The 13,692-nt window shown below is 56.3% G+C and carries 6 protein-coding genes; 2 read left to right on the forward strand and 4 right to left on the reverse strand.

Annotated features, from left to right (window positions below; all coding sequences use genetic code 11):
• Nucleotides 1-250 precede the first annotated feature (250 nt).
• Nucleotides 251-8,902, forward strand: a complete 8,652-nt coding sequence (locus tag D9980_RS11620; RefSeq protein WP_121607380.1) for a glycoside hydrolase family 94 protein — start codon at nucleotides 251-253, stop codon at nucleotides 8,900-8,902.
• A gap of 197 nt (nucleotides 8,903-9,099) precedes the next feature.
• Here the strand turns inward: D9980_RS11620 and elaB are convergent, their stop codons facing one another.
• From elaB to D9980_RS11640, 4 genes are all read right to left on the reverse strand, one after another.
• Entirely contained in the window at nucleotides 9,100-9,411 is a 312-nt protein-coding gene (gene elaB / locus D9980_RS11625; RefSeq protein ID WP_024485128.1) for a stress response protein ElaB, read from the reverse strand.
• 143 nt (nucleotides 9,412-9,554) lie between these two features.
• Nucleotides 9,555-10,049, reverse strand: a complete 495-nt coding sequence (locus tag D9980_RS11630) for a DUF1097 domain-containing protein (protein WP_024485129.1) — start codon at nucleotides 10,047-10,049, stop codon at nucleotides 9,555-9,557.
• A gap of 235 nt (nucleotides 10,050-10,284) precedes the next feature.
• A complete protein-coding gene (locus D9980_RS11635; protein WP_121607381.1) occupies nucleotides 10,285-11,526 on the reverse strand; it encodes an MFS transporter in 1,242 nt (413 codons plus the stop codon).
• A gap of 139 nt (nucleotides 11,527-11,665) precedes the next feature.
• Nucleotides 11,666-12,529: a DMT family transporter gene (locus D9980_RS11640; protein ID WP_046808525.1), complete on the reverse strand. Its 864-nt coding sequence runs from the start codon at nucleotides 12,527-12,529 to the stop codon at nucleotides 11,666-11,668.
• A gap of 246 nt (nucleotides 12,530-12,775) precedes the next feature.
• Between D9980_RS11640 and D9980_RS11645 the strand changes: the two genes are divergently transcribed.
• On the forward strand, nucleotides 12,776-13,648 hold the full coding sequence (locus D9980_RS11645; RefSeq protein WP_121607382.1) for a LysR family transcriptional regulator: 873 nt from the start codon (nucleotides 12,776-12,778) through the stop codon (nucleotides 13,646-13,648).
• The last annotated feature ends 44 nt before the right edge of the window (nucleotides 13,649-13,692 follow it).

Here is a 13,692-nt window from a genome sequence, read left to right on the forward strand (position 1 = left end):
CGGTAAATCAACCCTTACGGGCGGAAAAATAGCGTCAATTAACCCATATCTTCCGTCGCTAATTATTTATTAAAACTGAAGTTTAAGATTAAAAAACAGCCACACGCGCGCGGCGGAACTATACTTAGAAGTCATGTTCCTGCCGCAGTGAAATCTTGTCATATCAAATCGATAGTTAAATCAAGATGTTCACAGCCTCCCAACGGTATTAACCCGCTGTCCTTTGGGTCAGATGTAAGGAGCTTTTTGCGTGAAAGAAATACTTATCAATTGGTTAAAGAAGCAGCGCCATCACCCCAAAGTGGCCCGGTTACCCTTACGGCATAACCGGGCTGCTGCCGAAACCCCTCCTGCCAGCAACATCAAGGCAGAGCTGTTTTCGGTCGACCAAATGGAACGCTTTGGCCAGCGCCTGGCACGCTCCCATAAGCTGGCAACCCATAAAACACCCTATTATTTGCTCAAGCGTCTCGATAACAACGAGCAGGTATTGACGGACAGTTGCCGCAGGTTGAGTAACGACAAGAAAAACACCATGACCCCGGCGGGCGACTGGCTGCTGGATAACTTTTATCTTATCGAGGAGCAGATCCGCGTCGTTCGGCACCATCTGCCGAAAACCTTCGGCCGTGGGCTGCCACAGTTAACCGCCCCGCACAATTGCCCACGAATTTTCGATATCGCCACCGAAGCCATTGCTCACGGCGACGGGCGATGGGATGCCGAGAGCCTGACGCGCTATATTGCCGCCTACCAAAAAGAGGCCAATCTGACCCTGGGCGAGCTTTGGGCGCTGCCGGGCATGCTGAGGCTGGCGCTCATTGAGAACTTGCGCCGCGTGGCGGTAGAAGTGGCACAGGCACAGGAAGAACGCAGCCTGGCCGATAGTTGGGTGACCAAAATGCTGGAGTCGGCGGAAAACGATCCGGCCAACCTGATCATTGTGATTGCCGATATGGCCCGCTCCAACCCGCCCCGCACCAGCGCCTTTGTGGCGGAACTGGTGCGACGCCTGCAAGGGCACGGCACCATGCTGGCGCTACCGCTGACCTGGGTTGAGCAACGCCTGGCCGAAGTCAGCCTGAGCTCCGATGAGCTTATCCATCGTTTCAACCAACAACTGGCTGTGAGCCAACTTTCCGTCAGCAACAGTATCGCTGGCCTGCGGCAACTGAGTGAAATGGATTGGGCGGAATTTGTTGAGACCATGAGCAAGGTCGATCAGACGCTGCGCGAAGATCCTACCGGGGTTTATCCACTAATGCATTTCGATACCCGTGACAACTATCGTCATGTGATCGAGAGACTGGCTCGCCACTGTTCTTACAATGAGGTTGAGGTAGCACAACACGCTCTAAATATGGCACGGGTCGCCGCCGAAGATCCCCGCAACGATCCACGCACTCATCACATCGGCTATTACCTGATTGACCATGGTCGCACGCAGTTAGAGCAACAGCTCGACGTTCGGCTTAGCCGTATTACGCGTATCCGTCAGGCACTCAGCCAATCTCCACTGCTTTCCTGGCTCGGCAGCATCAGCCTACTCACGATGGCCTGCTGGGCCTTGCTGTTACGCCATGCCCACCAAACCGGGCTCACCTGGGGACTGTTGATCTTGCTGTTCCCCTTGGGGATGGTGCTCGCTCAGTTCGTCATTAGTCTGCTCAGTGAGATCACCACCCGCAGCCGTTCTCCGCAGCCGCTGCCAAGGTTGGATTTTTCCTGTGGTATCCCGGCCGAGTTCCGCACGCTGGTTGCCATTCCCACGCTGATAAGCAGCAAACCCGGCATTGACCAGTTGATCAACACACTGGAAGTTTGTTATCTGGGCAATGCCATCAAGCACCTGCATTTTGCCCTGCTCACCGACTTTAATGACTCGCCTCGGCAACAGCAGCCCGACGATGCCGAACTGCTGGCCTATGCCAGCCAGAAGATGAACGAGCTCAATGCGCAGTATGCCTGCGAAGGGCCAAGCCACTTTTTCCTATTCCATCGCGATCGCCAATGGAATGAAAAACAGCAGAGCTGGATGGGGTTGGAGCGTAAACGTGGCAAGTTGAACGCGCTGAACGATTGGCTGCGTAACCGTGGCAATGCGTTTACCACTCAGGTTGGCCAAGGGCTGGAGGTGCTGAAAAACGTCAAATACGTGATCACCCTGGACAGCGATACCGTGCTACCACGTGAAACAGCACACCGGCTGATCGCCGCCATGGCCCATCCTCTGAATCAACCTCAGTATGATGCCAAACTGCAGCGAGTGGTGGAGGGTTATGCCATCCTGCAACCCCGCATGGCCGAAGAGATCCCCGCTTATGGCCAGAGCCGTTATGCTGCCCTTTGCAGCAGTACGCCCGGCAACGATCCTTATACCCAGATGGCTTCAGATATCTATCAGGATCTGTTCGGCGAAGGCTCATTTATCGGCAAAGGGATTTATGATGTTGACGTCTTCTCCCACAGCCTGAAGGGCACCTGCCCGGAAAATCTGGTGTTAAGCCACGATCTGCTGGAAGGTTGCTATGCCCGTTCCGGTTTATTGAGCGACGTCTTACTCTATGAACAGTATCCAAGCAACTATCTGGTCGATGTTGCCCGCCGCACCCGCTGGATCCGCGGCGATTGGCAGCTATTGAACTGGCTGTTGCCCCGGGTCACCACTGAAGACGGTTCGCGGGCCGCTAACCCATTAAGCCCTCTGTCGCGCTGGAAACTGTTCGATAACCTACGCCGCAGCCTGGTAGCCCCCTGCTTCCTGCTGCTGCTGTTCTTTGGCTTAACCTGGCTACCGGATACCCCATACTGGTTGGCCGTATTCGCCATTATTCTGCTGCTGCCCACGCTGCTGGCTTTGTTGCAAGATGTGGTACGCAAGCCCCCGCGTCGGCCCGTTATTCAGCACTTGCAGCTGGCACTGAAGGGATCACAGCATCGGCTGTGTCAGATTGGCCTGCGTCTGGCTGAGCTACCTCATGAAGCCTGGTATAGCCTGAAGGCCATTGGCATCACCCTGTGGCGTTTGCTGATCAGCAAACGTCATCTGCAAGAGTGGACCAGCTTCGACCAATCCAAACACCACCTGACCGTCACGCTGGCGAATTTTTATCGCAACCTGTGGATCAACCCGTTTGCTGGCGTTTCACTGTTGCTATTGGCCGCTTTTTCCAGCCCGGCTGCGCTGTTAGCCGCCATCCCATTAGCCGCCTTGTGGATCCTGTCGCCGTACCTGCTTTATTCGCTCAGCCTTGAGCCACAGCGCAGCAAAACGGCCATCGACGATCGCCAGCGCCGTTTCCTGCGTCAGAGCAGCCGCGAAACCTGGGAGTTTTTCGCCACCTTTGTCAACCAGCAGGAAAACTGGCTGCCGCCGGATAACTACCAGGAAATTCCAGAGCCGGTAGTGGCGCACCGCACGTCACCCACCAATATCGGGTTGGCGCTTTTGGCCGATCTTACCGCCTATGACTTCGGCTATATCACCCTCAGTGCAGCCTTGCAGCGTATTACCCTGACGTTGAATACGCTCGATCGCATGGAGCATTATCGCGGTCACCTGTACAACTGGTACGACACGCGTACCCTGGAGCCTCTGAATCCACGTTATGTTTCCAGCGTGGACAGCGGTAATTTCGCAGGCCACCTGTTGACCCTGAGCTCAGGCCTGCCAGCGTTGGCTATGCAGCCAGTTATCGAGCCAGTCCGCATTCTGGCCGGAGTGGAAGATACGTTGCTGATACTGGAGCAGCACTGGGGTAACGCCGCACCGAAAGGATTAACCAAACTGCGCAAACACTGGGAACAGGCGCAGAACGTCCATCCGGCGGCACTACAGGCTGAACTCAATGAAATGCGTAACCACTGTAATGGGTTGCAGGAACCCGCTCTGCAACAGGGTGACGAGGTCAAACGCTGGGCCGGCAACCTACACCAGCAGCTCAACGAGCTGTGCGCCGAATGGGCATTATGGTTTAGCTGGCTGAGCGACAGCATGCCAGAGCTGGAACAAATCCCTAGCTTGCATTGGCTGGCCAACCCACCTGAACGGCTGACGCTGTCGACTGAACAGCAAACGCAGTTGGATGCCGTGCAGCAGTTGGCAGCGGAGCGCCTCGAACAGTTGGCGCAATTGGCACGGCGCCTGACCGCAATGGCGCAAATGGACTTCAGCTTCCTGTATGACGAAGCCACCCATTTGCTGACCGTCGGTTTCAACTGCGATCAAAACCGTGCCGACAGTGGTAAATACGATCTGCTGGCCTCGGAAATCCGCCTGACCAACTATGTGGCGATTGCCACCAACCAAATTCCGCAGCGTAGCTGGTTTGCGTTAGGCCGGCTGTTTACGGTGATCGACAAGGAGCCAGCGCTGATGTCCTGGAGCGGCTCAATGTTTGAATACCTGATGCCGCAACTGGTGATGCCTGCCTATCCCGATACGTTGCTGGTGCAAATGTGCCGCTCTGCAGTCGAGCGGCAAATTGCCTGGGGCAAGGAGCGCGGTGTACCGTGGGGGATTTCCGAGTCCGGTTACTTCGGCTTTGACGCTTTGCAAAACTACCAGTATCACGCCTTTGGCGTGCCGGGGTTAGGGCTGCGGCGTGGGTTGAGTGACGACATGGTGATCGCCCCGTACGCTACCATGATGGCGCTGATTGTCGACCCGGACAGTGCCTGTAGCAACCTGGTGGAACTGGAAAAAAACGGTGCCAAGGGCCGTTATGGCTTCTATGAAGCGCTGGACTACACCACTTCACGCCTCAGCCGGGGGCAGTTGTATGTGATTGTTCGTTCCTATATGGCCCACCACCAAGGCATGAGTTTCCTGGCGTTGTCACACCTGCTGTTGGATGCGCCGATGGTGAAACGCTTCGCCCGTTACCCCGCCTTCCAGTCGACCCGTTTGCTGTTGCAGGAACGGGTGCCTGATGCGGTTGAGCTGTACAGCACCCGCCGCCACTTCGAAACCCATGAAGGCGCGATTAAACCGGCCAGCTTCGCTGCACGTGAGTTCACCCGTGTGGATACACCGATCCCGGAAGTCCAGTTGCTGTCGAATGCCAACTACCACCTGATGATCACCCAAACCGGCGGCAGCTACAGCCGCTGGCAGAATCTGGCGTTGACCCGCTGGCGTGAGGATGCCACCTGTGATAACTGGGGCGCATTCTGCTACCTGCGCGATCCGCAAACCGGTGAGGTGTGGAGCAATACCTGGCACCCCACCGGCGAAACCGAGAAAGGCGGCTATCGCGCGGTCTTCAACGATGCCGGGGCGGAATTCCAACGCAAACAGGGGCTGCTGTCGGTGAAAACCCAGGTGGTGATCTCCCCTGAGGACGACATCGAACTACGGCGCTTAACTTTGGTGAATCGGGGAAAACAGTCGCGGACCATTGAGATCACCAGCTATGCCGAAGTGGTGCTGGCCCCAGCCAGCAACGATTTGGCCCACCCTGCGTTCAGCAATCTGTTTGTACAAACCGAGCTGTTGCAGGAACAGGATGCCATTCTGTGCCATCGCCGTCCGCGTGAGCCGAAAGAAAAATCGCCGTGGTTGCTGCATATGATGTCGGTCCAGGGTGCCAGCAGCAAAACGTCCTTTGAAACCGACCGGGCCAAGTTTATCGGCCGTGGCCGCACGGCAGCCAACCCGCAGGCGCTATATCAGAATGAACCCCTGACCAATAGCGCCGGACCGGTGATCGATCCGATCATCGCCATCCGTCAGCGGATCCGGCTGGAACCCAACGTGCCGCTGACGCTGGATATCTTCTACGGCGTGTGTGAAGACCGCGCCACCAGCCTGGCGATGTTGGAGAAGTACCGCGACCGCCATATGGCCGATCGTATTTTCGAACTCGCCTGGTCGCACAGCCAGGTGGTATTGCGCCAGTTGAACGCTAACGAAGAAGACGCCAATCTGTTTAACCGCCTTGCCAGCGCGGTGGTGTTCCCGGTGCAGGAGATGCGTGCCGCCAGCAATGAAATCATCAATAACCGCCGCGGGCAGTCTGGCCTGTGGGGCTATTCGATTTCCGGCGATCTGCCAATCGTGCTGCTGTCCGTCACCGACAGTGAGAATATCGGGCTGGTGCAACAGCTCATTCAGGCACACAACTACTGGCGCCTCAAAGGATTGCTGGTCGACCTGGTGATCCTCAATGAGGATTCCGGCGGTTACCGGCAAGATCTGCAAAATCGGATCATGGGGCTGATCGCCGCCGGGATGGAGTCTTCCCTGACGGACAAACCTGGAGGGATTTTCGTTCGCTCCAGTGAACATATGTCACCGGAGGATCACACATTGCTACTGAGCGTGGCGCGGATCTATCTGGATGACCGCCGTGGTGGCCTGACGGAACAGCTCAACCAACGGTTGCAGTTGCCACAAACGCTACAACAGCCATTGGGGCCGCCCACCGCCTCCTCCAAACTGGCTACCATGGCCAATTTGCCGCGTAATCTGCATTCGCCACAGTTGCCAATCATCGACAAGCTCCAGTTCTACAACGGGTTTGGCGGATTCTCGGAGGATGGCAGCGAATATGTGATCGCCATGAACGAAAGCAAGGTGACGCCGGCCCCGTGGTCAAACGTTATCGCCAACCCGATGTTCGGTTCGGTGATCTCTGAAAGCGGCCAAGCCTACACCTGGTATGAGAATGCACATGAATACCGCTTGACGCCTTGGGATAACGATCCGGTCAGCGATCGCAGCGGCGAGGCTTTCTATCTGCGCGATGAAGAGAGTGGTCACGTCTGGTCACCAACGCCGCTGCCCGCCCGTGGGCGCGGTCATTACCTGACGCGCCACGGCTTTGGTTACAGCGTGTTTGAACACCGGGAAGGCGGCATCGACAGCCAGTTGACGATGCTGGTTGCCAAAGACGCCCCGGTGAAACTGTTCCTGCTGACGCTCACCAACACTTCTGGCCGCACGCGTAAGCTTTCGACTACCGGCTATGCCGAACTGATCCTCGGTGATTTACGCCAGAAATCGGCGATGCACGTGGTCACCCGCGTAGCCACACCGCCTGGCGGCTGTGGCATCTTCGCCACCAACCATTACACCAGCAGCGGATCGCCACGTACCGCGTTCTTCGGCGTCACTGGTGTCCATTGCTCGGTCACCGGCGATCGGCGGGAGTTCATTGGCCGAAACGGTTCGTTGGCCGCTCCAGCCGTACTTAAGCTGCGGCGGTTATCCGGCAAGACCGGTGCCGGGTTGGATCCCTGCGGCGCGGTGCAATCGGCCATCAGCATGATCGATGGCGATCAGCGCAGCTTTGTGTTTGCGCTTGGTCTGGGACAAGATGCCGACGAAGCCGAATCCCTGCTGCGCCAGTATCTCAACGAGGAGGCATTGCAACACGAATTGCAGCAGGTCGATGCTCATTGGGACAAGATCCTCAACAAGGTGCAGATCGGGACGCCTCATCCAGCGGTTAACCTGCTGGCCAACGGCTGGTTGCTGTATCAAACCCTCTCGTGCCGCATTCACGCACGCAGCGGTTATTACCAGTCCGGCGGCGCATTTGGCTTCCGCGATCAGCTCCAGGATACCTTGGCCCTGACGCATGCCTTGCCTGAGCGGATGCGTGAGCAGATCCTGCTGTGTGCTTCGCGCCAGTTTGTTGAGGGCGACGTTCAGCACTGGTGGCATCCACCGCAGGGCAACGGGGTGCGTACCCGCTGCTCCGATGATTACCTGTGGTTGCCATTGGCGATATGCCACTACCTCGACGCGACCGATGATTCATCGATTCTCGAAGAACAGGTGGGTTATCTGGAGGCCCGTATACTGGCACCGGGTGAGGAGTCTTCCTATGAACAGCCTGGTATCAGCCCGGAACAGGAAAGCCTGTATCTGCACGGGGCCAGAGCGCTGAAGCATGGCCTGACCTTTGGCGAGCATGGCTTGCCGCTAATGGGTGCCGGTGACTGGAACGACGGCATGAACATGGTAGGGTTGGAAGGCCGGGGTGAGAGCGTTTGGCTGGGCTTCTTCCTGTTCTATATTCTGCAACGTTACGGCAAACTGGCCACCCACCGCGGCGATCTGGAGCTGGCAGAACTGTGCCGCGAGGAAGCAGAAAAACTGCGCGCCAACCTGCACAACAACGCCTGGGATGGCGAATGGTATCGCCGTGGTTACTTCGATAGCGGAGAACCGCTGGGTTCACACCAAGCGGCAGAATGCCGCATTGATGCCATAGCCCAGAGTTGGTCGATCCTTTCCGGCGCGGGTGACAAAGATCGCAGCGCACAGGCAATGCAATCTCTGGATAAGCACCTGGTAGACGACCAGGCCGGCATCATCAAACTGCTGACCCCACCCTTTGACGGCAACGGCCCGAATCCTGGCTACATCCGGGGTTACCTGCCCGGCGTGCGGGAAAACGGCGGTCAATACACTCACGGGGCGGTATGGGCGGTGATGGCGTTCGCCGAGATGGGCAATATCGAGCGTGCCTGGGAACTGATGGCGCTGATTAACCCCATCAACCACAGCCTGGACAGCACCGCGGCGGAGCGCTACAAGGTCGAACCTTATGTCGCCACGGCAGATATTTACGCGGTAGCCCCACACGTTGGGCGCGGAGGATGGAGCTGGTATACCGGCTCGGCGGGCTGGATGTATCGGTTAATCGTCGAGTCGTTGCTGGGGCTAAAACGCCACGGCAATACGCTTTCCATCCACACCCGCTTACCGGCAGATTGGCCACCGGTCACCCTAACCTACCGTGAAGGGGAGAGCGAATATCACTTCACCCTACGCCAGGGGGAAGGAGAAACTCAGGTGTTCATTGATGGTGTGTTGCAGCAGGAAGCGGTGATTACCTTGGCTGATGAGGCTAAAACCTACCAGGTGGAGGTAATTCTGGGAAAGCAATAAGGGACGCAGTAGCTAAATAGCTGTGTTTAATACCGCTACACCCGAAGCTTGAGACAGGAGGGAGTCATTGCAGGTTAGCCGACCGTTGAGCGCATGGATGCGCGATTGCGAGCCCCCAGGGACGGGTTTACGGCGTGTCGGCGATCTGCATGACTCCTTCCTGTGACACTATTCGGCAGCTATCACGCTCATTGGTGTTACTTACGGGCCAGCAATAGCCCAAGCACCAAACCTACCGTGGCACCAATGCCTACGCTGTGCCAAGGCTTGTCACGGACATAGTCATCGGCGCGACATGCCACCTCTTTCGCCCGCACGTAATAACATTCTGAGCTATTTGCCAGACGCGACTTGATGTCTTTTAGCGCCCGCTCGGCATGGGCTTTGATATCCGTATAAGCCTGATCGGCTCGATCGCCAGAGTAATCCAACACTTCTTGCAGCGTGTCACTCAGCATTCTCAGATCGTCATCCAGCGTCGTTTGGTTCTCGTTTCGATTTATCGCCATCTTTAAGCTCTCCGTTATTAACAAATTCAACGTTGCTTAACCATCAACAACCCTTGGTCGTAGTCCCATGGTAGGACACGACCTGGATACACGCCATCAGAATGTTGATTAAAAAAGAGGCAAGGCAAGATACTGACGCCCTTTCAGGCGTCGGTGGAGGCTTGTTCAGCCAGCGCTACAGAGGGGGATTTACGGCGTGCGGCCAGCCACAAGCCACTGTTTTTCATGGCGTAGCCAAACAATAGCCCAACCAGCAGTGAGGCCGTGATCAATGGCCAGTTGCCGTCACCGGCGAAGGTGGCGCAGGCACCGATAAAAGTCCCGGGAACAAAACCAAGCCATTGTTGTTTGGCCTGAATGCACATCAGGAAAGCGACAACGCCGGTCAGCAGGTAACCCAGAATGCTCCAGGCGGGTTCCAACGCGCTGCCGTGAATAATGACCATCGCCCAGAACACGCCGCTCAAACAGGTCAGTGTGCTGATCGCCAGGCCTTTGAGGCCACCTTGCGGGCAGGCAAAATAGGCCGTGCAGCCAAGAAAGCCCGCCCAACTGATTAGCCCAAGGCTGATGGCAACCCAGCCCCATACGCCGGAGAGAATACCGGTAGTTACCGCAATGGCAAAAATGACGTTCATAATCCTGATCCGCTAAAAATAATCCACCTAGTTTACGCGAAACCAGACCGCCACATGTGATAAAAATCACATTAACAATGCAATTTGATAGATTGAAATCACAATAATGAGACTTTAATCACAAAAATAGCGCGTTTTTTCATCATGAAATACTGAGTACCGGTAGCCACGTTGTTGAGTTAAGACGGTGATACCGAACTACCACCGGCCAGCAACGTTAAAAAAACAACCAGGATCAGCGCGGGAAGCCCACTCGCGTAACCCATATCCCCAAACCAACACACACCATGGCGCTGATCAGGAATAGCAGGTTGACCGCCAGTTGCAGACTGGCATGGTCGATGATGCTGCCAAGCAAAATGGGCACCCAGTTGGCAACATAAGCAATCACATAAAACAGTGAGATCAAGCGTGCATGGCTGGCTTGGGGTGAAATCAGGTTAACCAGCGTCGCACTGCCGACAAAGATGGCTCCGTAAGCATAACCGGCAATGACCATCCCCGCAGCGGCCAACCCCAGTGAATGGATCTGAATGGCTTCGGCAAATACCACCACCGCCAACGCCTGTGCCAGGCAGCCAAACATCAGCGAATGGCGCGCATTAATTTGACGGCTCAGGATCTGGCTGGCCCCGGCAATCAGCAGGTAGACCGCAATCACATAGCCGAAACTGCTGCGGTTTTGCATACCCAACAGCGTTTCCGCCACGTTGGGGCCGATCGCCAGGATACTGGCAGCCAGCGCCCAACAGACAAACAGCGCGCCGGCACACACGAAAAACCGGCTCCCGGTCGCGCGCAGGCCCGCGGCCAAGGTATTTTCCCCTGCCCCACTCCCCTCAGCCAAACTGACGCTAGCTTTGACCATCACACGCGCAGGCCAGCTCAGCATAATCCCCAAAGCGGCAATCGTTGCCACCGCCATGATGATCACAAACGGCATCGAGGTGGTATGAAAACCGGTCTGCAACGCTATACCACTAAAAATCGGCCCCAATGCCAACCCGGCAGTAAAGGACAGAGTAGCAATTAGCGCCGCCTGCTTGCCGCCGTCCGCAGGGCCAAAACGAACCAACGCAATATTTGCTGCACCGGTCAACGCCCCCGTGCCTACCCCGGCCAGCAAGCGGGCCATCAGCATCAGGGAAAATGAATCGGCCAGGGCAAAAAGCAAGGCCCCCAGCAACACCACCAGCAGCGCCGGGACGATCATGCTGCGTAAATCTTTCACCTTGACAGCCAGGTTGCCCACGGCGAACAGGGAAATCAGTACGCCCGCGGCATAAGCCCCGTAGATCAGAGTCAGGCTGACCGAGGTCAGTGCCAGCTGCTGTTGGTACAAGGGATAAAGCGGCGTTGGCGCACTGCTGTTGAGCAGTGCCGACATCAATGCCAGAGCCAGAAACAGCACAATGGCACCAGGCGAGGAGGTCGTATTGGCTCGCGCGGTTTTATCAACGGCTAAACCGTCGGACATGATTTTCTCCCTAAATACGCAGGCAAATCACCTCACCCGCAAAATATCAGGCGCTCATCATAGCGTTCAGAGCAGACCGCCAAAACCACCAACAATGCAGCACTATGATGCATTGTTGCAGGTGGCCAAAGCGGCAAAATCACACCGAAGCCGTTGCTACCTTTTTCGCGGGTGCGCGGCGCAAAATGGCCAATGCGCCGGAAAGGATGATCAACACCATGCCCGCCGCGGCGATAAACGATAGGGTCTGGGCAAAAATCAGGTAGCCGAGCAGCGTGGAGAAAATGATCGTGCTGTAGGAAAGAATGCCGACGGTGACCGCATTGCCACCGCCATAGGCGCGGGTCATGGTGATCTGCCCCAGGCTGCCGAATACGCCGATAGCGCAGACGTACAGCAGGCTGGTCGCATCCAACGCTGCGAATCCGACAATCGAACTCATCACCACGCCGAACAAGGTACCGACCAGCGAGAAGTAAAACACTACACGCAGTTCAGGCTCCCCGGTACGCACCAGTTTGCCGACGTTGAAATAGGCCAGCGCCGTCAGCAATCCAGACAGCAGGCCAATCAAGGTGGCGGTATATTCCCCGTTCGGTACATCTGGACGCAACAAGATCAGGATGCCCACAAAGCCCAGCAGCACCGAGAACAGCAACCTGCCGGTCAGTTGGCCTCTGGCCGTGACGAAGGTGATCACCGATTGGAAAATCGGATTGGTATAGCCCAGCGTGGTTGCGGTGGCAATAGGCAGATGGATCAGCGCATAGAAGCCGCAATACATGGCCGCATTGCCAATTGCGGCGCGCTTCATGTGCAAGCCAAGATGACGGGTACGAAAACCGATATTTTTGATTTTTATCAGCACCGCCACGATGGCCACGTTGATCAATGAACGGTAAAAAATAATATCGAAGAAACCGACCTTGGCCGAAGCCAGTTTGATGCAGGCCCCCATCAGCGCGAAGAACACGCTGGCAGCGACCATCCATAAAGCAACCATGATTTCCCCAGAATGCTGCCCAGCCGGGCTGCAAATAATCTCTTGCTCGGCGGTTTTCACCGTCGGAAATGTGTTAGCGGCACCAACCAAGAATACCAGCATTCTTGCGCAAAATGGATTGCCTGCTACAAATAAGCTTGCTCCACAACCTCACGCAGATGCATTTACTTACCGCTTCCCAGATAATAACAATCTCTGCCGCCGCTGGCGGTCAAAATAGATCGGAGCCACCAAGGACACTGCACGATGAATTGGGATGATGCACGCTTCTTCCTGGCGGTGGCACGCTGCGGTACGTTACGCAAGGCCGCCCATGAACTTCACGTCGATCAAGCTACCGTTGGGCGACGGATCACCGCTTTTGAACAGGCGTTGGGTTCAAAGCTGTTTATTCGCACGCCAAAATCCTTCTCGCTCAGCCCGCTGGGTGAAGCCATGCTGGCAGAAGTGCTGGCGATGGAAAATTCGGTTCAGGCTATCGCCCGTAAAGCCAGCAGCGGCGATCAAAGCCTCGCGGGTGAGGTGCGCATTGCCACCACCGATACCTTGGCCGAGGCCTTTGTGATCCCGGCGCTGAAACGTCTGCGCGAGAAATACCCGCATATCACCATCACGCTACTGACGGCACTCAATATCTCCGACATCTCCTATCTCGGAGCCGATCTGGCTATCCGTGGTGCTCGCCCTGAATCTGATGAACTGGTCATCAAACGTCTGGCAACCATTGAGATGGGGTTATATGCCACGCAGGGCTATCTGGATCAACACGGAACGCCGAGTAAAGGCGACCATCTACGTGGCCACGATTTGCTGATGTTCCCGCGCGAACTGGTGCCACGCCATTGGGACAACTTCGGCGGAGAGGCGTTGAATGAACCAAACGTGGTGCTGCAATGCAACTCACAGCTGTTACTGCGTTCGGCAACGCGCAACGGGTTGGGCATCGGCCTGCTCTCTTGCTTCCTGGCCGATAGCGATCCCGATCTGGTGCGTATCCTCCCGGAGAATCAGGACTGGGTAGATATCTGGCTGGTGTTACATCCGGATCTGCAACACACGGCAAGAATACGCGCGGTAGTTCAAGAACTGGAAACCTCGTTTAACAACTGCTCGCCCTAACCCACAAATAAACAAGGGCCGCCATTTGGCGACCCTTGTTGTCT

This window comes from Serratia sp. 3ACOL1 (assembly GCF_003668775.1).
GTDB classification, from domain to species: Bacteria; Pseudomonadota; Gammaproteobacteria; order Enterobacterales; family Enterobacteriaceae; genus Chania; species Chania fonticola.